General features: G+C 40.8%; 20 protein-coding genes. 18 read left to right on the forward strand and 2 right to left on the reverse strand.

The window, feature by feature from the left end; all coding sequences use genetic code 11:
- The coding region (locus NON16_RS22445) for a transposase (protein ID WP_257351634.1) at nt 1-1,037 on the reverse strand (1,037 nt) is incomplete at its 3' end.
- Nucleotides 1,038-1,252: 215 nt separating this feature from the next.
- Here NON16_RS22445 and NON16_RS22450 point away from each other — a divergent pair.
- The 12 genes from NON16_RS22450 to NON16_RS22505 all read left to right on the forward strand — a co-directional run bounded on the left by NON16_RS22450 (nt 1,253) and on the right by NON16_RS22505 (nt 15,885).
- The gene (locus NON16_RS22450; protein ID WP_257351635.1) at nt 1,253-1,681 is read left to right on the forward strand and encodes a DUF6526 family protein; all 429 of its coding nucleotides are present in this window, start codon (nt 1,253-1,255) and stop codon (nt 1,679-1,681) included.
- Nucleotides 1,682-1,792: 111 nt separating this feature from the next.
- Entirely contained in the window at nt 1,793-2,719 is a 927-nt protein-coding gene (locus NON16_RS22455; RefSeq protein ID WP_257351636.1) for an ABC transporter ATP-binding protein, read from the forward strand.
- On the forward strand, nt 2,716-3,807 hold the full coding sequence (locus tag NON16_RS22460; protein ID WP_257351637.1) for an ABC transporter permease: 1,092 nt from the start codon (nt 2,716-2,718) through the stop codon (nt 3,805-3,807). The genes NON16_RS22455 and NON16_RS22460 overlap by 4 nt, the downstream gene beginning before the upstream one ends.
- A gap of 182 nt (nt 3,808-3,989) precedes the next feature.
- Nucleotides 3,990-4,718: a nuclease-related domain-containing protein gene (locus NON16_RS22465; RefSeq protein WP_257351638.1), complete on the forward strand. Its 729-nt coding sequence runs from the start codon at nt 3,990-3,992 to the stop codon at nt 4,716-4,718.
- A 245-nt stretch (nt 4,719-4,963) separates the two neighbouring features.
- Entirely contained in the window at nt 4,964-5,881 is a 918-nt protein-coding gene (locus NON16_RS22470) for an aldo/keto reductase (RefSeq protein ID WP_257351639.1), read from the forward strand.
- A 412-nt stretch (nt 5,882-6,293) separates the two neighbouring features.
- Complete coding sequence (locus NON16_RS22475; protein ID WP_257351640.1) at nt 6,294-6,809, forward strand: hypothetical protein; 516 nt, start codon at nt 6,294-6,296, stop codon at nt 6,807-6,809.
- Between the two features lie 292 nt (nt 6,810-7,101).
- Nucleotides 7,102-7,824, forward strand: a complete 723-nt coding sequence (locus NON16_RS22480; RefSeq protein ID WP_257351641.1) for a GntR family transcriptional regulator — start codon at nt 7,102-7,104, stop codon at nt 7,822-7,824.
- A 227-nt stretch (nt 7,825-8,051) separates the two neighbouring features.
- On the forward strand, nt 8,052-9,185 hold the full coding sequence (gene ald / locus NON16_RS22485) for an alanine dehydrogenase (protein WP_257351642.1): 1,134 nt from the start codon (nt 8,052-8,054) through the stop codon (nt 9,183-9,185).
- Nucleotides 9,186-9,202: 17 nt separating this feature from the next.
- On the forward strand, nt 9,203-10,564 hold the full coding sequence (locus tag NON16_RS22490) for an aminotransferase (protein WP_257351643.1): 1,362 nt from the start codon (nt 9,203-9,205) through the stop codon (nt 10,562-10,564).
- A 23-nt stretch (nt 10,565-10,587) separates the two neighbouring features.
- On the forward strand, nt 10,588-12,357 hold the full coding sequence (gene xsc, locus NON16_RS22495; RefSeq protein ID WP_257351644.1) for a sulfoacetaldehyde acetyltransferase: 1,770 nt from the start codon (nt 10,588-10,590) through the stop codon (nt 12,355-12,357).
- Between the two features lie 332 nt (nt 12,358-12,689).
- Nucleotides 12,690-14,354 carry an amidohydrolase gene (locus NON16_RS22500; protein WP_257351645.1) on the forward strand — a complete coding sequence of 555 codons (1,665 nt, stop codon included), beginning with the start codon at nt 12,690-12,692 and terminating at the stop codon, nt 14,352-14,354.
- A 37-nt stretch (nt 14,355-14,391) separates the two neighbouring features.
- Nucleotides 14,392-15,885: an APC family permease gene (locus NON16_RS22505; protein ID WP_257351646.1), complete on the forward strand. Its 1,494-nt coding sequence runs from the start codon at nt 14,392-14,394 to the stop codon at nt 15,883-15,885.
- Between the two features lie 515 nt (nt 15,886-16,400).
- Here NON16_RS22505 and NON16_RS22510 read toward each other — a convergent pair.
- Entirely contained in the window at nt 16,401-17,288 is an 888-nt protein-coding gene (locus NON16_RS22510) for a selenium metabolism-associated LysR family transcriptional regulator (RefSeq protein WP_257351647.1), read from the reverse strand.
- Between the two features lie 152 nt (nt 17,289-17,440).
- Between NON16_RS22510 and NON16_RS22515 the strand changes: the two genes are divergently transcribed.
- The 6 genes from NON16_RS22515 to NON16_RS22540 all read left to right on the forward strand — a co-directional run bounded on the left by NON16_RS22515 (nt 17,441) and on the right by NON16_RS22540 (nt 24,500).
- Nucleotides 17,441-19,273, forward strand: a complete 1,833-nt coding sequence (locus NON16_RS22515; protein WP_257351648.1) for a sigma-54 interaction domain-containing protein — start codon at nt 17,441-17,443, stop codon at nt 19,271-19,273.
- 162 nt (nt 19,274-19,435) lie between these two features.
- Nucleotides 19,436-20,521: a tartrate dehydrogenase gene (locus tag NON16_RS22520; RefSeq protein ID WP_257351649.1), complete on the forward strand. Its 1,086-nt coding sequence runs from the start codon at nt 19,436-19,438 to the stop codon at nt 20,519-20,521.
- A 28-nt stretch (nt 20,522-20,549) separates the two neighbouring features.
- Complete coding sequence (locus NON16_RS22525; protein WP_257351650.1) at nt 20,550-21,998, forward strand: aldehyde dehydrogenase family protein; 1,449 nt, start codon at nt 20,550-20,552, stop codon at nt 21,996-21,998.
- Complete coding sequence (locus tag NON16_RS22530; protein ID WP_257351651.1) at nt 21,995-22,768, forward strand: SDR family oxidoreductase; 774 nt, start codon at nt 21,995-21,997, stop codon at nt 22,766-22,768. The genes NON16_RS22525 and NON16_RS22530 overlap by 4 nt, the downstream gene beginning before the upstream one ends.
- Nucleotides 22,768-23,631: an energy-coupling factor transporter ATPase gene (locus tag NON16_RS22535; RefSeq protein ID WP_257351652.1), complete on the forward strand. Its 864-nt coding sequence runs from the start codon at nt 22,768-22,770 to the stop codon at nt 23,629-23,631. Before NON16_RS22530 ends, NON16_RS22535 begins: the two co-directional genes overlap by 1 nt.
- On the forward strand, nt 23,628-24,500 hold the full coding sequence (locus NON16_RS22540) for an energy-coupling factor transporter ATPase (RefSeq protein ID WP_257351653.1): 873 nt from the start codon (nt 23,628-23,630) through the stop codon (nt 24,498-24,500). Before NON16_RS22535 ends, NON16_RS22540 begins: the two co-directional genes overlap by 4 nt.
- Nucleotides 24,501-24,503 lie beyond the last annotated feature (3 nt).

Raw genomic sequence — 24,503 nt, forward strand, 5'->3', positions numbered from 1 at the left:
AAGGCAAGATTCACAATCGTATGGCTCGCTTTATGAAACAAATCTTTGAGTTTTCGGTATCGGATTTGGTGTAAGCGTTCCAATCGTCTTGAGGTGTGGGCTCCTTCTTTCGGGGCTTTTCCATGGCGAAGAATGGCTCTGTAATGAGCTACTCGCTTATTGTAATAGTGGTTGATCGATTTGATCCGATTCCCCTTTATGAGGAATGGTGTTGCACCTGTATTGGTCACCCCGGAAACGAGATTGGTGATCCCCAGGTCAAGTGCCATGATGGTACCAGTTGGGGATGGCTTGGACTGGTTCACTTCTTCTCTTCTGAACACGAGTTCCACAACATACCGACCATATTTCGGGATCACCCGAACCTGCATCCGTTTTCCAGATCCACCTAGCTTTCCGATATTCAATCGGTCTTTGGTTTTCGGGAACTTTAAGTATTTGGACGCTTTAATGACACAATCTTGGTTGGTAAAAAGGACTTCTTTTTCTAAAGAACGACAGTAGTTGGGAATGTGTGGTCTCGCCTTGTACTTTTCAGGATGAAGTTTGTAGTCTTTCAAACTGGCATAAAAACTTTTCCAGTTTTGAAACACCGTTTTCATGACCCATTGGCTGCTTTGAGTGGGCAAAGCAAGATAATCCGGCTGTTTAATGATAAGAAATAGGCTATTTAAGAAGTTATAATGGACATAGGGGCGTTCCCTAGTAGGAGCTTGAAACAGATGACAGGTTACCTTTTTCTGCTGATCAACAGGTTTTGTCTTTTCTTTTGCAAGTCTTCCCTGATAGGCCTTCCGTTGTTGGTTATTCATCTTGTCCAAATTTCGATGAATGGTTTCCAGTACTTCTGTTTGGAGTGGATGCAACGCTTTTTCACTTGTTAGGCCGGTATACACTTGGCGGATAAAAAAATTCACCATATTATGCATGTTCTTGGCGTTTTGGCAGGACGCTTGAAAGTAGCGATACAACCGATGCCCTGGCTTGATCCAGATTTGTTGCGTGGTGTATGCCACTGTGGGACATTGTATTGCCATTTGAATCACCTCCTTTTTGAATAAGAACATTTGTCCCCCTCAATTGTATCACAGAATCGAGAACAGTGGAAGTCGGATGTAAGGATGGTATACACCAACTCTGGTCGAAGTCGATTTACCCCCACCCTACTCATTGGGTACTGTCTTTTCATTCCTTGAGGATGGGGTACTCTCGACTTTATTGATAGAATAATAAAATAGTAGGAGGTTTCATATTGATCGAGCAAAACTATCAAAATCATAGAAAAGTTGATCCAATGTACCATAAAGGTATTACACTTCTAGCTCTCGTTACCCTTATTTTATCCATAATCTTCGTCATCCAAAATATCGAGAATCAGATGCTGCTTAGCCTTGTCGTATTGTCCATGGTCCTCACAATCATCTTGATGGCAATGAAACTAAGATTGTACGCGCTTAAGCTTCAGGATCGAATCATTCGTGACGAGGAAAACTTTCGGTATTACCGTTTAACTGGGAATCTATTAGACGCTAAGCTTTCACCTAAGCAAGTGATAGCGCTCCGGTTTGCTAGTGATGAAGAATACCCGGAACTAGTTGAACGAGCACGATCAGAGAACCTCTCGCCAGATGCCATTAAAAAGACCGTACGAAATTGGCGTACCGACCACCATCGCGTATAATGGAAATATCATCCTAACAGCTCATGATGGGCTGTTTCTTTTTTACACTTAAAGAAAGTATAAAAATACTTTCTATAAAAGATTAGCTGAACAGTCAGTAGGAGGCTTGTTATGCTGAATGAAATAATGGTAGATGTGAAAGGTCTTGTGAAACGCTACGGCTCCTTTGTTGCGGTTAAGGGAGTCGAATTTCAAGTGAAAAAAGGAGAAATATTCGGGTTGCTTGGACCAAATGGTGCTGGAAAGACGACAACCATTGAAATGCTGGTCGGTCTCCGGAAGGCAGATGAAGGGACAGCAAATCTAGCAAGCTTTGATGTGCGAAAACAAGTGAATAAGGTCAAAGAGGTCATTGGTGTACAACTCCAGTCCACCTCCTTATTCGAATTGTTGAAGGTAGAAGAGATTCTTCATCTTTATGCGAGTTTTTACCCGAGTAATGTGGACATCCCGCAATTGATTGACGATATGCTTTTATCGGAAAAGCAGAATGACAGAATTAAAGGACTATCAGGTGGACAAAAGCAGCGCTTAGCCATTGCGTTAGCGCTCATCCATGACCCGAACATCGTGTTTCTCGATGAACCCACGACAGGGCTTGATCCACAGGCAAGAAGAACTCTATGGGATATCGTCCTGCGTTTAAAGGAGCTAGGAAAGACGGTCATTCTTTCCACACATTATATGGATGAAGCCCATGTGCTCTGCGATCGCATCGGCATCATGGATCAAGGAGAACTGATCGCTCTCGACACGCCAACCAATCTCGTGAAAAAATTGCAGGCGACAAGCAGCGTAGAATTCCGTTTGACCAATCCTCCTGAACAAGAATGGTTTATGAAAATGGATGGGGTAGAAGAAGTATCCATCAAAGATACGTTCGTGCAGCTTTACACAGACGACCTTCAGCTCGCGTTAACCTCCTTAATCCAAGTTTCTTCAGAACACGATCTGAACATTAAGGACTTACAAACACGAACCGCGACATTAGAAGATGTCTTCATACATATGACAGGAAGGAGTCTAAGAGAATCATGAGAGCATATTGGCAATTAACTTTGGCGCAACTCCGTATTTTTGCCCGTAACAAACAAGTCTTGTTTTTCACATTGCTCTTTCCAGTCATTTTGATGCTCGCCCTCGGGTCATTTGTCGGCGGCGGAAATACGCTATCGATAACGGTAGGGATGGTTGACCTTGATCAAACCGATGCATCAAAAGACTTAAAAGAATTGTTTAACAAAAATGAAGGAATTGAGACCCAATCCTATAAAAAGACCGAAACTGGAAAAGAAGCCGTCGAAAATGGGAACATCCAGCTTTTGATTGAAATTCCAAAAGGATATGAAGCGAGTTTAAAGGATAAGAATCAAGCCTTCTCGCTACCGGTTTATTATAACGAGAAAAACTTATCAGCCTCTGAACTTGGGCTAACGGTTGTGAACGGGATTATCGATCAATACAGTAAACAGCTTGTCGACTATAAGCCTTTAGTGACCATCGAAAGGGTTGGAATTGAAGCACTGAACCTTCGATATATTGACTTTCTCGTCCCAGGGATCGTCGCGATGATGATCATGAGTAACAACATGAATGGCGTCGCAGGACAAATTTCAGCCTGGCGTGAAAGAGGGATTTTGCGTAGAATGCAGGGGACGAGATTAAAAGCCTCCACGTTTATCGCTGCCCAGATCACGGCCCGTTTACTCCTTAATGGAACCCAAGCATTGCTGGTCGTATTAATTGCGGACCTCATCTTTAACATCAATGTAGCTGGTTCTTGGCTCGCGATGATCTTTTTCATTGTTTTAGGAACACTAGCCTTTATGTCCATCGGTTTCATTATAGCGGGGATTGCTAAAAACCCTGAAAGTGCCGGTCCGATTGCAGGGTTTGCATCTTTTCCATTACTGTTCCTTGGTGGCGTATTCTTCCCGGTCAGTAATATGCCGGATTGGTTTCAGCCGATTGTCAAAGTCCTGCCAATCGCACCACTAACCTCAGCATTAAGAGAAACCATGAATCTCGGAACACCAATCTTTCAGTTAGGTACAGAAACCCTGATCCTTGGCGCCTGGCTCGTTGGAGGATTTGCACTTGCTAGTTATGTGTTTAAGTGGGAGTAATGAGGCAATACGATACAATTAGGGACATTCAATTTGGGATTTTAGTACGTTCCGTCTATAGGCGTTTCAACCCCAATGAACATCAGTGGGGTTGTTTTTATATTACTTAACTTGAAGAAATAATTGCCGATACAACACAATATAGAGCTGTAAGAAAATAAATTGTATTGTTGGTGATCATAATGAAACTCTTATCAAACTTATTCAAAAAGAATAATGAAGCAAAAAAGCCGATAAAGACCCCCAGTCCATCTAAACCTCAGCTGAAGAATGCCGAGAAGATTGCTAGTCGCAAAGGGGAATTAGGTGAATACAAAATCGATATTCAGTTAGACCAACTTCCAAAGGAATACAAGCATTTAAATGACATACAAGTTATAAACCCGGGAGCAAAGACAGGTTTTTCACAAATTGACCATGTTGTCATTTCTCCATATGCAATCTTTGTGATCGAAACGAAAAACTATCAGGGGACTGTCTATGGAGGTAAAGACCGGAAAGCGTGGTCAGTAAATGGTAAGTTCAAGATGATGAATCCATTTATTCAAAATTACGGCCACATCCAGGCATTGAGGAACTACATTGATGAAAAGTACCATCCTTTGTTTATATCCATGGTCTCCTTCACAAAGCGTTGTACATTCAAGATTGATGAATTGGACTTTAGAAAAATAGCTTCTGATGAGCTGTTAGTTTATGATATTGAACTATTTGATTACATACGTAGGAAAGTGTCAGTTCTCAAAATACAACATAAAGAGCCACTGCTTTCTGAAAACGACATAAATAAGATCTATCAGGCAATTACAGAAGCGAACATTACAGACCAAACGATCAGAGAGGAACATGTGAAATTTTTAAAAGAAGGAAAAAGTAAAGCAGAAGAAATTGTTGTTAAAAAAGTCAACTAGATAAGTGTTGTGTTTGTGATAAACCCGTATCGGAAAAAGTAAAAACCTTTTGTCTATCCAATAAAAGATTCAATGGGAAAATCTATTGTTTTGAACACCAGAGAGGGTAGAGATGGGGACTACTTCCTTGTGCCTTTTAAAAATTAGAGGAAATATCTCTCATCGAACAGAATGAATCGTCATTACATGGGTACCAATGAAATAAATGTTAAAATGGGTCTATCAAACGAAACGAGGTGTCGTTTTTGAAGAAGCTCAAGCTAGGTAATAGTAGTTTGGAAGTCGGTGAGATTTCATTAGGTTGCATGCGTATGCACGCTGTTTCTAAAGAAGATGCTAGGAACGTGATTGAGAATGCCATGGAAGAAGGGATCGATCTATTCGACCATGCGGACATCTATGGCGGTGGGAAATCCGAAGAAGCTTTTGCTGATGCGATTGACATGAATCCTTCTATTCGAGAAAAAATGATTCTTCAGACGAAGTGCGGAATTCGTAAGGGTTTCTTTGATTTTTCCAAAGAACATATTCTTGAATCCGTGGATAACAGCTTGAAGCGCTTGAAAACGGATTATATCGATATCTTATTGCTTCATCGTCCAGATGCCTTGGTGGAACCTGAAGAGGTGGCCGAAGCGTTCACCAAGCTGAAGGAGAGCGGGAAAGTCTGCCATTTTGGGATAAGCAACCAAAATCCGATGCAAATCGAACTGTTGAAAAAGTACGTAAAACAAGATTTGATCATTAACCAATTGCAGTTCAGCCTCATGCATACGCCGATGATCGACGCAGGGGTTAATGTAAATATGCAAAATGATCCAGCGACCGTCCGCGATGGTAGTCTCATAGAGTACAGCCGTTTGAATGATATGACTATCCAAGCTTGGTCGCCATTCCAATACGGGATGATCAAAGGACCTTTTGTCGGTAATGAGCAGTTTCCTGAGGTCAATGAGAAACTCCAGGAACTTGCTGAGGAGAAAGGTGTAACAGACTCTGCCATCGCTATTGCCTGGATTTTACGCCACCCTGCTAAAATCCAGCCAGTTGTCGGTACGATGACTCCACAACGCCTATCAGACATAGCAAAAGCATCACAAGTAGAACTGACACGAGAAGAATGGTACGAGCTCTACCGCACAGCGGGTAACGAACTCCCATAGGAAGTGTCGACTATAAATATGGTGAAAATGATGGAATGATTGATACTGTACTAGTTTTTATTCAAAAACAAGGGCAGTATCAATTTCTTTTTTCAATTCATGATGCTGTACTGAATGGCATACTTTTTAAATGTTGAAATCGAGAATTTTAACAAATTATCCTAAGTCCAACAAATAAAAGTGCTGTTCTTAGCGGCCAGTACAAAAAAACGATGATATTATCCATGCAATCGAAGGTTAATCAACTTCTACGAGATAACGATTAATTGTTCATGCAAGGCAGTCCTTTAAAAACTTGGTATAATGTTGTTATTATAAGGTGATTCCAAATGTAGGCATTTAAATCTGTCTATATTAACGACATAAGACATGAAGTGGATACTAGAACAGGAAAACGAGTGAGGTAATGACCATGTATGATCCAACCATTTTCGAGAATCTGAAAGTTGCATTTGAAAATCAAATTTATGATTTGGACAACTTGACTGGCGAAATTAAAATCACCAATCGGGTCGATCGCTTGGAATTAGCCGTCCTGTCTAGAGAATTCGTCCTTCAATTCGTACTAGCTGATCAAAAGGAAGTCACAGCAGAAATTGTTTTGGAGGCATCCTTGAAAGATTTGGCAGCAGAGATATTAGAGGTCTCTGGTGAAACTCCGGGGTGCGATCTATTCGTTCGTTTTCACAAGCAAGTAGTTGATGTACCAAGTCAGTGCAACGAAATTAAAGATGTATTAGAGGATATTTGGGAGCAGGACTTACCCCCTACTCAAACATTAAGCTTTGTTTATGGTCAAGAACAGAACACGTATACGGATACGATTGAGATAACGTTTAATCGTAAAATTAACGAGGACCAAATGGAGGATATCCCCGATCTCATCGAACATGTGATTGAAAGCCTTGTTGAATTAAATAGGATTTGAACGAAATGATACGTTAAACGGAAAGTAATGTGTCGAAAAAAGAAAGAGGACTATAGTCTGTCTGGTCCCGAAGAATGTCGTATATATGTTGGGTATTTATGCCCGAGATTTGTTATTCTTTAAGGTAATTTGATAAATAAGGAAATTAGGCGCAACCCTTTTGGGCCAAGTTTTGTTTACACGTTAAGAAAGTATAAAAAATACTTTCTATAGTATAAGCGCAACTAAGGCGATCGCCTGCGCTAAAGCTTGGCGCTAGCCAAGTTTTCTTTAGAAGGAGGAATCAGAAAGTATGGAATTAGATCCTAAAAACCCTATACCGCTTCACATTCAGTTGAAAAATAAGATTCAAAAATTAATCATTGAAGGTTCATTCAATGAAAAGATCCCAAGTGAAAGAGAACTAATGGACATATATAAAGTCAGCAGAAGTACTGTGAGAGAAGCTGTTTCTCATTTAGTCCATGAAGGGGTTTTAGAAAAAGTGCATGGAAAAGGTACGTTTATTTCGGTAAAGCCTATTCATGATTGGTTAGGGAATTTAAGTAGTACGACTGACACCATAAGAAAAATGGGTATGAAACCAGATGCGAAACTAGTAACCCATGGAATTGTAAAACCATCGCAGGACATAATAGATGCCACTGGTTTTGACGAAGCCTATTTTATAAAACGAATCCGCTACGCAAATGATAAGCCTCTTGCTATCGAACTTCAATATTATCCAGTGGAAATCGGTATGAAGCTTGCACAATTTGATATAGGAAAAGGTACCCTGTATGACTTACTTGAACAAAAATTACATATTAAACTGGCTGACGCCGAGCAAATCATTACAAGTAGTTATCTGTCCGAAGAGGATGCAGAATTATTAGGACTTACGGAGTCCATAAATGTATTGAATACAGAACGTTTATTATTTGACCAAGATGAAAAGTTAATTGAATATTATATTGCTTACTTTCGTGCGGATATGTATTCTTTTCGTATTAATTTATCCAAGAAATATACTTAAACTATTCGAAATTACAATAAGGTTTATAAGGAATTGCAATAAGTATTGTTTTTAGAAAATATTGAAAACTTAAAATACCTATGCTTTAATTTAAGAGAGGCTAAATATAACTCAACTGGTACGGACGACATGACGTCAGAATGAGTATTAATAACTTGGGAGGGAATTGGATTCTTTATAGCCTTTAATGACAGGTAGTTTACTTCATTATGAATGGAAGTGATTATATGATAATTGGTGTACCAAAGGAAATTAAGAATAATGAAAACCGTGTTTCTATGGTTCCAGCCAGTGTAATTGCCTTTGTAAATGCAGGCCATACGGTCTTAGTAGAAAACGGTGCAGGATCAGGGAGTGGAATTACAAATGAAGAATACGAAAGGGCAGGAGCTCTGATTGTTCGTTATGCAAAAGATGCATGGGAAGCAGATATGGTCGTTAAGGTTAAGGAACCCCAGCCGGAAGAATTCCAATATTTTCGAAAAGGTTTAATTCTCTTTACGTATTTGCACTTAGCAGCTGAGCCTGAACTGATTCAGGCACTCATCGAAAAAAACGTAATTTCAGTAGCCTATGAAACGATTCAGCTCGAAAATGGGTCACTTCCGCTATTAACACCGATGAGTGAAGTAGCTGGAAGGATGTCCGTTCAACTGGGCGCACAATTCTTAGAAAAAACACACGGTGGTAGTGGAATCCTTTTAGGAGGAGTGCCAGGTGTAAAACCAGCCAAGGTTGTCATCATTGGAGGCGGGGTAGTAGGGACAAATGCTGCTAAAATGGCTGTTGGACTAGGTTCAGACGTTACCATAGTAGATATTAGTCCAGAAAGGCTTCGCCAGTTGGATGACCAATTCTCAGCAAGAATAAAAACAGTCATGTCAAACCAATTCAACATTGCACAAGAAGTAAAAGATGCGGATTTAGTTATTGGAGCTGTCTTAATCCCTGGTGCAAAAGCTCCTCAATTAGTTACAGAGGAAATGGTTAAGCAAATGAAGGAAAACTCAGTCATTATTGATGTTGCTATCGATCAAGGCGGATCCATTGAAACGATAGACCACATTACATCTCATGATTCACCAACCTATATGAGACATGGTGTGTTGCATTATGCCGTTCCGAATATACCAGGTGCCGTTTCTAGAACAGCCACATATGCCCTTGCAAATGCAACAATACCATATGGGTTGCTTTTAGCTAATAAAGGAATAGAAAACTCCATTTTATTACATCTTTCACTGGCAAAGGGCGTTAATACGATTGATGGAAAAGTAACCCATCGAGCTGTTGCGGAAACATACAACTATCCATATACGCCAATCCAAAATGTGTTTCACAAAGTTCCGACAGCAACTTAAAAAAGGGGGAAGGCAAAATGTCAAAACTTGAGGTTCGTAATAGCCAGCAATTAGCGAAACAGGATCATGACCATTTATGGCATGCGATGAGCCGTCATGTCGAAGGCGGTAACCCTATGATTGCAGAATCCGGTGAAGGGTCCTGGTTTAATGATAGCGATGGAAACCGTTATTTGGACGGGGTTTCAGGATTGTGGTGCTTGAACTTAGGACATGGACGCAAAGAAATCGTTCAGGCAGCAACTGAACAGATGATGAAGCTTTCTTATTTTCCTCTTACGTTAAGTCATACTCCAGCTATTGAACTATCTACAAAAATAAGTGAACTCCTTGGTGACTCATATAAGACCTTTTTCTCAAATAGTGGATCAGAAGCAAATGAAACAGCATTTAAAATTACGAGACAGTACCATAATCAAAATGGAAATCCAGGAAAGTATAAGTTCATTTCCCGATACCGTGCCTATCATGGTTCGACCTTAGGTGCTTTGAGTGCTACTGCACAAGCCAATAGGAGAATTAAATACGACCCAGGTATGCCAGGATTCCTGCATGTTCCTCCGCCATATAGTTATCGGTGTCCATTTGGGGAGGAAGTTACAGACTGCGATAAAGTAGCGGCCGATATGATTGATCAGGTTATTACATGGGAGGGCGCCGAAACAGTAGCTGCTGTGATTATGGAGCCGTTTATATCTGGTGGCGGCGTCATTATTCCATCGGAAAGTTATCTGGAAAGGGTGGCAGCGATCTGTAAGAAACATGATGTGTTATTAATCATGGATGAAGTTGTATCAGGGTTCGGACGTACTGGTAAGATGTTTGGGTTCATGCATTCAGAAGGTGTCCAACCCGATATCGTCACAATGGCAAAAGGGTTGACGAGCGGCTATTTGCCACTAGGTGCCACGGCTGTTCATTCCCGAATCTATGAAAAGTTCAAAGAAAAAGGACAAGACAATCATTTGCGCCATATTTCAACCTATGGTGGTCATCCTGCAAGCTGTGCCGTTGCATTGAAAAACATCGAGATTATTGAAAGGGAAAACATTGTGGCAAGAGTTGCTGAACTTGGCGAAAGCATTTTAGGGGGATTAAAAGAATTGAATTCTCACAAAAATGTAGGTGAAGTACGGAATGTCGGCTTCTTATATGGGATTGAGATGGTAGAAGATAAACAGTCTAAAGAACCCGCGTCCGATGAAATGATGGGCAAAATCATAGGCCGATGTAAAGATAAAGGATTAATTATCGGAAGGAACGGTGACACTGTCCCAGGATTTAACAATGTCCTCATTATCGCTCCTCCGCTTTCCTCAACGGAAGAAGACTTGAACTTTGTCGTACAGACCGTAATGAATGTAATGCAAGAAGTTTAAAAACCTGAAGGGATGTGCTTTTAATGGCAAAAGTAGAAAAAGAAGTAGCAGAAATCAAAACGAAGAAAGTAAAAATGACACCAAGTGAAGCAATCGTCGAAACGCTAGTTGCAGAAGATGTAAAGCAAATCGGGGGTATTTTAGGGTCTGCGTTTATGGATTTACTAGATCTTCTGCCAACTGCAGGTATTCGATTCATCGGGGTTCGTCACGAACAAAGTGCCGCCCATATGGCGGATGCCTATACGCGGGTGAGTGGGATAGCTGGAGTAGTTATTGGCCAAAATGGACCTGGAATCACAAACATGGTAACTTCCGTTGCTGCTGCTAATCAAGCGCACACACCAATGGTTGTCATTTCTCCATCGGCAGGAACTCCGACTGTCGGTTGGGATGGTTTTCAAGAGTGTGATCAAGTTTCAGTTTTTAAAGCGATTACGAAAGAAACAGTTAGAGTAACTCACCCAAATCGTGTAGCGGACTGCCTAAGAACAGCATTCCGGATTGCTTATGCAGAGCGTGGCCCAGTACTTTTCGATATTCCAAGAGACTATTTCTATGGAGAAGTGGAGGATTTTATTCTAGAGCCACATCAATACCGTGTGGATAATAGAGGATGTGGATCTTTAGAGTCAATTGATCAAGCTGTTGATTTACTAGCTTCAGCTAAAAATCCGGTTATTATCTCTGGTCGTGGTGTTGTTGATTCTGATGGAATTGAAGCAGTAAAGGAAATAGCCGATTACCTAACAGTACCCGTTGCTGTTTCTTACATGCATAATGATGCATTTCCAGCTAATCACCCATTATCAGTTGGCCCGATTGGTTATATGGGATCAAAAGCTGCAATGAACACACTTAAGGATGCTGATGTTGTGTTAGCAATTGGTACTCGTTTATCTGTTTTCGGGACACTTCCTTGCTATGATATTGATTACTTCCCGAAAAATGCGAAGATTATCCAAGTTGACATTAATCCACGTAATATTGCACGTACACATCCTGTGGAGGTCGGAATAATCGGCGATGCTAAAGCTGCAGCGACTGAGATCTCTAAACGGATTAAGGAGAAGGTACCAAGTAAGAAATACAATCAAGAAAAGCTGCTTCAAGTATCTAATGAAAAGGAAAAGTGGGATAAAGAGCTTGTAGAGCTTGCTATGGTGGATGGAAATCCAATCAACCCACGCCGCGCATTACTAGAGCTTACAAAGGTATTACCAGAAAATGCAATTGTCACATCCGATATTGGAAATGTTTCTTCTACGGCAAATGCCTATTTAAAGTTCAATTCTGGGCGCCAGCATGTAGCAGCCTTAACTTTCGGGAATACAGGTTTTTCTTATCCATCCGCACTAGGAGCTAAGCTCGCTAATCCGAACAGTCCTGTTATTGCCATTGTAGGCGATGGTGCTTGGGGGATGAGTTTGCATGAAGTAAGTACAGCAGTCGAGGAAAATATACCTGTTGTTGCTTGTGTGTTTAATAATAATGCATGGTGTGCGGAAAAGAAAAACCAAGTTGATTTCTATAATAATCGTTTCGTTGGAGCGGATATTCAGAATCCTGACTTTGCAGAAGTTGCAAGATCAATGGGAGCGGTAGGAATTAATGTTGATAAACCAGAGGATGTCGGGCCAGCCATCAAAAGAGCGATCGAATCAAATAAACCAACCGTCCTTGATATCCAAGTGGATGGGACTCAGTTAGCCCCACCATTCAGAAAAGATGCATTAAAAATGCCGACCCGCCTATTACCGAAATACTCTCATTTGGATCACCAGAACTGGTAGGAATATATTAAAAAGGAGCTTAAATGACAGCATTAAGCTCCTTTTCTACAAGATAGGGAACTCTCTACAAATTGCTAACGAATTGAAAGTAGATATCAAGACTTACCGAAATTACGGTTTTAATATACAGAATATTCCGACATAAATCACTCGAGTCATCTCCGTCGTATCCCTGTTTGTCGCGTTTTTCATGACGGATATCATTAGTATGTATCAATGGGCATTAAGGTTATCTGCTACTACTCTTGTATTTCTTCCCTCAGCTGTTAATAGAGGTACTGATTAAATGGGTTCAACCAATGAAAAGGTAATATGACAAAAGGAGATTTACAATGAGTGAACTTATGATTAAAAATGCAAATATCATAACACTTGATGATCAGAATACTTATGCAAAATCATTAATCGTGTCTGACGGAAAAATCGTTCGTATCTTGGATGAATCAGAACCGAATAGTGGTGAGTTCAATATAACTCCTGAGACAACGGTTCTAGATTTAAATGGTGCAACAATATTACCTGGTTTCATAGATACCCACAGCCATCTTTATATGTTCGGTCAAATGCTGGAATTAGTAGATTGCCGATCGCCACAGAACAAAAGGATCGAGGATATATTGGAAAAGATCACTGAGAAAGTAAAAGGTACAGAACCTGGAAAATGGGTGATGGGATGGGGGTATGATGACACGCTTTTGAGTGAAAAAAGGCACCTAACTAGGTACGATCTTGACAGTGTCTCTCCAAACCATCCTGTTTTTATCAGGCATATATCAGGCCACTTTGGAGCAGCCAATTCAAAAGCACTGGAACTTGCAGGTATAGGTGAAGATATTTTAAATCCACATGGAGGTTTTTTCGGCCGTGACAGCGAGGGTTATTTAGATGGAGTAATACATGAGATTCCGGCTTTAGAGTATATATTTCCCTTTCTACCAAGTCCAACTGAAGATGAACAGATCAAAAACATTGAGAATGCTGCAAATGTCTATTTATCTAAGGGAATAACGACATGTACAGATGCTGGTGTTGGACTTGATAAAGGAATAGCTGAACTGAATGCCCATTTGGCAGCCGTCAATTCCGGGAAGAATCCAATGAATATGAAATTAATGATCCTACACCACTTACTGAAGGAGGACTCTGCTTTCTCCGGATATACTGCCGATGAACTGGATAGGGAGTTGAAACAACGTACAAATCATAAGGTTTCACTCGATAGCGCCAAATTATTTCAGGATGGTTCGATACAAGGGTTGACAGGTGCTTTAAGAGAACCGTATTTTTGCGATCAATCTATAACCGGCGATTTACTGCATGATCAAGAAACGTTTACAGAGGAAATTTTAAACCTGCATGAAAGGGGATTTCGGATTGCCATTCATGGAAATGGGGACAGGGCGATCGGCTCCATATTGGCAGCATTTGATATTGTTTTAACAACGAATCCAAGAACAGATCATCGACACCGCATTGAACACGTACAGACTGCTTCGACTGAAGACCTTAATACGATGCAAAGGCTCGGTGTAGCAGCTTCCTTTTTTATAAATCACGTATATTACTGGGGTGATCGTCACCGCAAATTATTTTTGGGTGAGGAAAGAGCGTCGAGAATCAATCCGTTAGCTGATGCGATTGAACGCGACTTGCTTTTCACACTGCATTCTGATTGTCCGATTACACCAATTTCACCATTATTCTCTGTTTGGGCGGCCGTTAACCGAGTAACGAGTGAAGGGAATACTCTTGGAGATGACCAAAAGATAGACGTTAGATCTGCATTGAAAGCCATGACTAGTTACGGAGCAAAACTGAATTTTGATGAGGAAGAATCAGGAACGATTGAAGTTGGGAAACGAGCTGACTTTGTTGTGCTTGGTGCCGATCCACTCACAGGTCCACCTATGGATATTAAGGATATACCGGTCCTTGCAACGATCATTTCGGGCAAACTTGTTTGGGAAAGTACTGAAAGAAAGTATATTTTATCCTAAGAATCTGGTTATTAAATAATAACATGGAGGGGAAATTATGGAAAAGAGGGTGCAACTGGAAAAGACTTTTAAACCGCAATGGATTTGGGCCATTGCCTTGGGATCTGCGATTGGCTGGGGTTGTTTTATCCTACCAACGGAATGGATGGCAAAGGCGGGGCCAATGGGTGCAATTATCGGATTATCTATTGGTGCGCTTCTTATGATGGTTATTGCCGTAAGCTATGGGGTTTTAATTGAAAAGTATCCGGTCTCAGGGGGAGAATTCGCATATGCGTATTTAGGATTTGGTAGGAAACATGCATTTATTTGCGGCTGGTTTTTAACCCTTGGTTATATATGCATTGTTGCCTTAAACGCTTCAGCCCTCGCTTTACTTGGAAAATTTATGCTTCCCGCCATTACCGACGTAATGTTTTTATATGAAATTGGCGCATGGAAAGTGTATCTTGGCGAAATTATCATTGCAACCGTTGCTCTTATCATTTTTGCCTACTTTAATATAATAGGTGCTTCTATCTCTGGTAAACTACAATACGTATTTTGTATTATTCTAGTGGCTGGTGTTTGTCTACTAACCATCAGCATGCTTCTAAACCCAGCAACAGATATTGGGAACCTTCAACCGTTGTTTAAACCGGGTATTCCCGCTCTTACAGGCATAATTGCCATTATTGCCATTGCTCCATGGGCTTATGTTGGGTTTGATAATATTCCTCAGGCAGCAGAAGAATTTAATTTTCCCCCTAAAAAAGCTTTTAAACTGATTATTTATTCGTTAATAGTCGCTTGTATTTTATATGCTTTCATGATCATTGCAACAGCAGTAGCTACACCTTGGCAGCAGCTTGTGGAAGGAAAGCCAATTTGGGGAACAGGAGATGTAATTTCAGGAACACTAGGTACGATAGGAGCACTATTGTTAGCTATATCTCTATGTATGGGTGTGTTTACAGGCCTGAACGGATTCTATGTTTCATCCAGCAGGTTAATGTTCGCAATGGGAAGAGCGAAAGTAATACCCACAGCGTTTTCGAAACTACACCCAAAGTATGGAACACCCTACGTTGGAATCCTATTTACTTGTGTAATGTGCTTAGTCGCCCCTTGGTTTGGCAGACCTGTTCTGTTATGGATCGTTGATATGTCCGCAACGGGTGTGACAATCGCTTATTTTTATACTTGCCTTACTGCATACAAACTGTTTAAATGGAAGAAAACAGCTGATTTTGAAGAATGGATGGTTTCCCCAGCCAAAAAACTGATAGCATTAATAGGAGCATTGAGCGGTCTGACATTTCTTGGACTATTGCTGGTTCCAAGCTCCCCTTCAGCTCTCGGATTAGAATCCTTGATTGCTTTGGTTGTATGGTCCATGCTAGGTATGATCTTCTATCTATATAAAAGAAAAGAGTACCACCAAATTCCTAAAAATACGCTCGATTTTTACATTCTAGGGAAAGCGCTTACAGAGGAAGATTCCACCGAAATCGATCCTAAGAGTACCCCATCAGTTAACCTGGATGCTTAACAAAAACATATAATAAATTTAATAGTGCGTGTTTAAAAAGGAGGACAAAAAGAGCCGAGATTAATGATGTTCAACTAAAAATCGTCACGTCCTGTGACAACGTTGAACTGACTCACATCCTGTGAGCCCGAGGCGCGAAAATCTTGAGGACCAGAACGACGAGCGGTACTTGCATAAATACTACGAGTTGTACCGAGGAAGCTTACTTCCAAGAATACACTTGTAGACGCAGGTACATATGGAACTTCGACTAACTACTTCACGTCCTGTGAAACGTCGAAGTCAGCATAAGGAAAGCTACACTGAATAGTCATCGCAGACACAAAAATGGCTTTAGATTTTTGTGTTGAGGTCCGTGTGCAAGTCCGGAAAGGTCGAGCACAAGAATAACCTACGGGAGCGGTACCTCGCACGCAGGAAAAGTGTTCTCCTTTTTCAAGGAACGAAGAAATTCGACAGCTATTTTTACCGGACTTTTTAAACAACCTCTAATAGGGTTAAGGGATCCTGACTAACTAGTTAGGATCCTTTATAAACTCTATCAATTTTCTGCTTGTTAGATGCAATGCCTCTTCATGGTATATCATGTAAAAATGCCGATGTAGAGACAATCCCCCTACTTTTAATTGTTGCAAGGTTTGAAGTTGGAGTTCTTTTTTGACTGCAGACTTTGATATGATTGAAATGCCCAACCCAGCTTCGACTGCGGATTTAATCGCTTCTGTATGCTCCAGTTCTATGATGATTTTTAGTTTACTAGGATCAATATTATTCTTTCTTAATGTCTCTTCCATCACTTGTCTTGTACCGGAACCTTTTTCACGAATAATGAATGGCAATGTTAGTAATTCTTCAATGGTAATATCCGAAGATTGCGTAAATTTTTTCTGTGGGGATGTTATGATAATCAGTTCATCTTTAGCAAAAGGAACATGTTGTAAAGCAGGGTATGAGAGCATCGACTCAATAAAACCTAAATTAATTTCATGATTAAGCAGCTTTTCAACAATTTGTTCTGAATTATACACTTTTAAAAACATATTCACCTGGGGATATAGGCTGTTAAAGTCGGCTAATATGAAGGGAAGAATATGTTCCCCGATTGTTAAACTGGCGCCGATTTTCAGGTCACCATGAACAATCCCTTTCAACTCCTGCAATTCATTTGCTGTCTCATTCATAAGAGATAATAGTTTACTAACTTTGTTATATAAAATTTCTCCTGCGGGAGTTAAAGATATTTTTTTTGTTGTCCGCTCAAATAGTTGGCAATCCCACTGTTCTTCCAGCTGTTTAATTTGAAGACTAACACTTGATTGTGAAAGATGGAGATCCTTGGCTGTTTGCGAAAAACTTTTATTATTGGCGACAACATAAAATACCTTTAAATAATCAAGATTCATAGATATACCTCCTTCCATGAACGTCTCATTGCGTATATCTCCTATTGTAAAGGATGAAAGACTTTTTTTCTTCATTAAAAAAGCCTATACTATGAATATTATTACCAAATAATATATTGAATTATTAAACGAAAGAAAGGGGAGTGGAGATAATGATTGCTTTGTATAAATTGAATAAAACACTTGAAGCTATCGTCACTCAAATTTTACATGAACATGGTCTTCAACCATCCTACTTCCACTCGAAAAAATCGATTATAGTATATATGGTGAACCCTCTTGTTCTCATTACCCCCTCACCTTATGTAAACGAGGTTCACTCATTTTCGATTCCCATTGTACCCCTTTCCATTCATTTAAGTGATTTCGAAAAAGCGATACATAAGCATGATCTTCATGAAAAAAATCCTCTTATCGTGGTGTCAGCTGAAGAAAAAAAGTGGTTAGACACTGAAAATCATCTGAAAGATCATAACCGTCTTGATATTTGCCTCAGAGAACACGTTAATCTAAGTAACCCGAAGAAAAACATATCATTTCTTGTTCCTTCCTGGGAAAACAACCTACCTATTACTAAACAAACAAAGGAGCATGTTTATTTTGTTAACCCTTCAATGGATTCGGTGATTTCCGCTATACGTCAAGCCATTCATTTAATCGGTGTTACGAGTGGGATTTTTAAAGAAAAATATCAGGTTCAGGCCATTGTAGATTCTGCACATGATGGATTAATAGCAGTTGATCGGCAAGGGAAAATTACGCTGACCAATGATAATGCCAAAAAGTACCTAGGGTTGGAAGGAGAGGTAGTTGGCCGAAACATTAAAGAATATATTCCTCATTCCGATATGTTGAGAGTACTTCAAACCGGTAAGAAAGAAATAGGGGATGTAGCCAAAATTCTGGACCGGCAATACATTATTAATCGATATCCTGTTGTTCTAAACAACACTGTCGTTGGAGCGGTTTCCAATTTTAAAGAAATTACCGACCTGCAAAGAATGGAAATGAAATTAAGGAAAAAGTTACACGAGAATGGGCTAGATGCTAAATACAGGCTTAACGACATTGTTGGTGAAGTGCAGGAGATTGACGAAGCTAAGGAACAAGCAAAGATCTTTGCGCGAACAGACGCTACGGTATTAATCACTGGGGAGTCTGGAACAGGAAAAGAATTATTTGCCCAGGGAATCCATTTGCAAAGCAACAGAGCGATTGGCCCTTTTGTTGCTGTCAATTGTGCGGCTTTTTCTGAAAGTTTACTAGAGAGCGAACTATTTGGCTATGAAGAAGGCAGTTTTACAGGAGCAAGAAAAGGAGGAAAGCAAGGACTATTTGAACTGGCGCATGGTGGAACTTTATTTTTGGATGAAATCGGAGAGATGCCATTGCAAATTCAGGCCCACTTATTAAGAGTTTTGCAGGAAAGGTCGATACGGAGAATTGGAGGTGAACGAACGATTCCAGTGAATGTCCGAATTATCGCAGCAACCAATTCAAACATCGAAGACGAAATTGGAAATAAGCAATTTAGAACGGATTTATACTATCGTTTAAATGTGCTTTCACTTGATTTGCCGCCATTACGCAAAAGGCTGGATGATATCCCCTTGCTTACCTATCATTTTATTGATCAATTCAATGAACAGCATCGTAAACAAATCGAAAAGGTTGAGGAAGATCTTTTCTCTATATTAAAAGACTATCACTGGCCAGGAAATATCCGTGAGCTAAGAAATGTCCTGGAACGAATTGTTTTGCTTCAACAAGGCCCAGCCATATCGGCTAAAGATGCCTCGTTTTTTTATCCGAAACTTAGAAAAAGCAGGTCCCAAACAACAGCAGGCATTGCGACTATTAAAGAGAATGAAAGAGAGTTAATTCAAGAATCGCTGCAAAACTCTGAAAGCAGGGCAGAAGCGGCCAAATCTCTTGGAATTGACCGATCAACCCTTTGGAGAAAAATCAAAGAATACAAGCTTTAATGTTTTAATTTGAAACAAACGTTGCAAAATGAAACGCGAATAGATGTGACTTCGTTTTAATTGTGCCTTATTTCGCCTATATAATTCGGAAAATTTAAAATTAACTGAATTGGCATGGAAATTGCATTAGTTATTACTAACAGAAAAGAATGAGGTGATAGCTTGCAACACTTCTCGGTAGCTGCCATACCTGGAGACGGAATTGGTCCTGAAGTCATGGCAGAAGGTTTAAAAACATTAAAGAGGATAGAGGAACTTTGCGGAGGTATTCGTTTCTCAATTGACACGTTTGATTGGAATTGTGATTACTATTTAAAACACGGAAAAATGATGCCGGATAATGGTCTGGAGGTTCTGCGTGATTATGATGTGATATTGCTCGGCGCGATTGGTGCACCGTCTGTACCTGATCATATTTCGGTTTGGGAGTTGATCCTGCCCATTCGAAGAACCTTTCAGCAATATATCAATCTGCGACCTATTAAACTGCTTCGTGGCTTGGACAGCCCACTTCGTTATAAAGCCCATAACGATCTTGATTTTGTCGTAGTCCGTGAAAACACAGAAGGAGAGTACTCGAATATGGGTGGGCGATTACACGAGAATACTCCCTTTGAGCTTGCCGTGCAAAATAATGTATTTACGAGATATGGAACGGAAAGAGTGATCAAATATGCGTATTCACTCGCTGAAAAAAGGCCAAGGAGACGGCTGACGGCTGCTACGAAATCGAATGGAATCAATCACTCGATGCCTTTCTGGGATGAAATTGTCAAGGAAGTGAGCAAACACCATCCTGGTATCCATACAGATATCTATCATATTGATGCACTGGCTGCTTATTTTATTACTAAACCGGAAGAATTGGATGTGGTGGTAGGCAGCAACCTTTTTGGCGATATCTTAACCGATCTTGGTGCTGCTATTGTCGGGGGCCTTGGATTCGCTCCATCCGGAAACATTAATCCAGAGAAAATCTTTCCCTCAATGTTTGAACCGATTCATGGTTCTGCGCCTGACATTGCCGGAAAAGAAATAGCCAACCCGATTGCACAAATTTGGAGTATTAGTTTAATGATGGAGCATCTTGGTTTTTCCGATGTGGCGGACTTGATTGTATCTTCGATTGAAGAGGCTCTCCTTGAGGGAAAAATATCAACCCCGGACCTTGGAGGGAAAAACACGACAAGTGAATTTGGACGAGAGATTCATCAGCAAATGGTCAAAAAGAGCATGAATTTTATTTAAACAACCTCTTTAAGGAGATGAACGAAGGATGACTGAAACAAAAACTTCCCTGTTACATGACAAAGAATACCCTTTATACATTAACGGAGAACACGTTCATACAGAGGGTCATATTCCCGTTTACCACAAGTACACGGGAGAATTGATTGCATCAATCGCCAAAGCAAATAAACATCATGTGGATCAGGCTATTTCCGCAGCTGAAAAAACCTTTCAATCCGACCAATTAACGGCCTTTCAACGATCTACTATTCTTCTAAAAGCAGCTGAGTTGATGGAACAAAGGCGAGAGGACTTCGAGGTTTCTTTAGTACGAGAAGTTGGGAAAACTCGTAAAGATGCAATGGGAGAACTGGATCGGGCGATCAACACCATTCGCTTATCGGCGGAGGAAGCCAAACGAATAGCGGGGGAAATGATTCCGCTGCAAGGTACAGAAGGGGCAGACAATCGTTTAGGCTTTACTATTCGTGTTCCTAAAGGCGTCATAGGTGTGATTACTCCATTCAATTACCCTTTGTTATTAGGTGTCCATAAAATTGCACCCGCTCTTGCTGCTGGTAACACGATTGTAATTAAGCCTGCTACCACAACACCGCTGGCCACCTTTCAGCTGGTAGACCTTTTAGAAGAGGCAGGCTTTCCAAAAGGATATGTCAACATCATTACCGGAGCAGGAAGTGAGGTAGGTGAATGGCTTTTGGAAGATGAACGAATAGCGATGTATACGTTCACAGGCTCTGGAGAAGTAGGCAAGCATATTAAAGAACGAAGCGGTTTACGGCCGGTATCCCTTGAACTTGGTAACAATTCTCCAAATATTGTACATGTTGACGCAGATATTGACCTTGCCGCCAAGCTGACTGCAAGCCGCAGTTTCCATAATGCAGGTCAAGCCTGTATAGCTGTTCAGCGTTTGTATGTCCATCAGTCTGTATTGGATGAATTTACGGAAAACTATTTATCTTACGTTCAACAGCTGAACGTCGGGGATCCGGAAAAACTAGAAACCGATGTGGGCCCGATGATTAGTGAAAAAGAGGCGATTCGTTCAGAAGAATGGGTAAGAGAAGCTATAGAGCAAGGAGCTAAAGCATTGCTTCCACTAAGAAGGGAAGGAGCAATCTTATTTCCAACGGTACTCGTTGACACAAATCCTTCCATGAAGGTGGTTTGTAAAGAAGTTTTTGCTCCTATCGTTTGTATCATCCCTTATCAAGATATTGAAGAGGCATTTAACTCGTCCAATCAATCAGATTATGGTTTACAGGCTGGAATTTTCACCCGTGATTTGCAACTGGCGATGAGGGCAGCAAAAGTTCTGCAATATGGGGGAGTCATTATTAACGATGTATCCACTTACCGTAATGACGTTATGCCTTATGGAGGAGTGAAAAACAGCGGGATTGGGAAGGAAGGGCCGCATTATGCAATTCAAGAACTGACAGATGAAAGAATGGTGGTGATAAACCTGTGACTGTAGAATTGTTAGAAGGAAAAACAGCCATTATTACAGGTGCAGGGTCAGGTATGGGAAAGGCTGCAGCCAAATTGTTTGCAGCACAAGGGGCAAACGTAGTTATAGCGGACTTAAATAAAGACGCTGCAGACCAAACAGCAGAAGAAATAGATCAGGTAGGACAAGTTTTGGTGGTCCAAACGGATGTAGGAGATGACCAAAGTGTTCAAAATCTTGTCGGTGAGGCATTAACTAAGTTCGATCATGCAGATGTCTTGATTAACTGTGCAGGAGTTCCGCAATTCTTTACACCGATTGAAGAAATGAGCATCAGTGAATGGGATAAAATCATGTCAGTCAATACAAAGTCGATTTTTTTAACGACACGCCACCTTGTTCCCTATATGAAAAGAAAGCAACAAGGATCCATTATTAACATTGCGTCGATCGCGGGAATACGGGCAAGACCAGGATTGAATGCCTACTGTGCTTCCAAAGGAGCAGCGATTATGTTAACCAAAGCACTAGCCCTTGAATTGGCTCCCTATAAAATAAGAGTCAATGCCATTAATCCAGGTCCTGCTGAAACGCCAATGTTAGGAAAATTTTTGCCTGGTGATGAGCAAAAGGTAGAGGAAGATAAAAATAAAATCTTTCTTGACAGTGTCCCATTAGGAACGCTAATCCAGCCAGAGGACATTGCCCAAGCGGCACTATATCTTGCTTCTGATCTCGCTAAAGCAGTTACTGGGGAGATCATGAATGTTGACGGAGGAAGGGGAGTGTAATGAGCCAGCCTTTCATTCAAGTAGAAGGAATCTCGTTTGAATATACAATTAACAACCATAAGACCGTTCCAGTTCTTGAAAATGTTTCCTTTGATGTGCATCCAGGTGAATATGTGACGATCATTGGTCATAACGGCTCCGGAAAATCAACGCTGTCCAAACACTTCAACGGTATTCTTAAACCGCTGTCAGGCAACATTTATGTGGACGGTTTAAATACAAGAGAAGCTAATCTGCAGCGAGAGATTCGTCAGAAAGTAGGGATGGTATTTCAGCATCCCGATAATCAAATTGTAGCGACCATTGTTGAAGACGATGTGGCTTTTGGGTTGGAGAATATCGGGGTACCGTCTTCAGAAATGAAGGCAAGAATTGATTTTGCACTGGATGCGGTTGGTATGAGTGAATTTCGGAAGCGGCCGCCCCATCATCTCTCAGGAGGCCAAAAGCAGCGGGTCGCTATTGCGGGAATCCTTGCAATGAAGCCTGATTGTTTAGTATTAGATGAGGCGACCAGTATGTTGGATACCTATGGAAGAAGAGACATTCTAGATGTTGTTCGCAGGCTAAATAACGACGGAATGACGATCGTCTCAGTAACCCACCATATGTCAGAAGTAGCTGAAGCAAGCCGCGTAATAGTCATTGAAAAGGGTCAAATTGTATTGGATGGTGCACCAAGGGAAATCTTTCAGCAGTATGAACTGCTCCATCAGTTGCAGCTCGATGTTCCTTTAGCCAGCCAATTAGCCAGATTGGTTCATGAATATGACAATGAATTTCAGGCGGATTTGATTCACAATGAAGAGATTATTCAGGAGGTTATGCGTTTATCAGCCAAAAGGGGAGTGTATGTAGGGTGAGTGATAGCACCATTTTAGAAGTAAAGGATTTGCAGCATATCTACATGGAAAAGACACCGTTAGAACACCAAGCACTTTCAGGAGTCAGTTTAAGTGTGGAAGAGGGAGAGAGCATTGCCATTATTGGAAATACTGGATCAGGAAAATCGACTTTAATTCAGCATTTCAATGGGCTGATGCGGCCTCAAAGAGGAGAAGTCACGGTGGAAGGTCAATATTTATCTGATCCAAAGCTTGATGTTAAAGCATTGCGAAGAAAAGTAGGTCTTGTTTTTCAAAATCCCGAGGATCAAATTTTTGAAAAATTGATTGGTGATGATATTGCTTACGGGCCGCTAAAAATGGGACTACCATTAAAAGAAGTAAGAGACCGTGTGAAGTGGGCAATGGAATTGGTAGGGTTGTCTTTTGAAGAATTGAAAGACCGGGTAACCTATGCTTTAAGCGGCGGGCAAAAAAGAAAAGTGGCATTGGCTGGTGTACTAGCTTTAAAGCCTAAAATTTTAGTATTAGACGAGCCAACAGCAGGTCTTGATCCCCGTTCCAGACAAGAGCTTTTGGACCAAATTGTTCGGTTGAACGAAAAGGAAAACATGACCGTCATCTTTGTCTCCCACAACATGGAGGAAGTCGCGTATTTAGCAAAAAGGATTTATGTATTAGCCGATGGAAGAAATCTTATTGATGGAACACCAGGAGACATTTTCGGAAATTCCGAAGTTCTTTCGAAGCACCATATTGGAGCACCGCAAACCGTGGAGATTCTCGCGCAACTAAAAGCACGAGGTTATCCTGTCAATCTTAAAGCGTATGAAATAGAGACTGCTGCAAAAGAAATGGTTTCCGTTCTTCAGTCCTTTAGGAGGTGAGGG

The sequence above is a fragment of the Pseudalkalibacillus decolorationis genome (assembly GCF_024609785.1).
In the GTDB taxonomy this organism is placed as follows: domain Bacteria; phylum Bacillota; class Bacilli; order Bacillales; family Fictibacillaceae; genus Pseudalkalibacillus; species Pseudalkalibacillus decolorationis.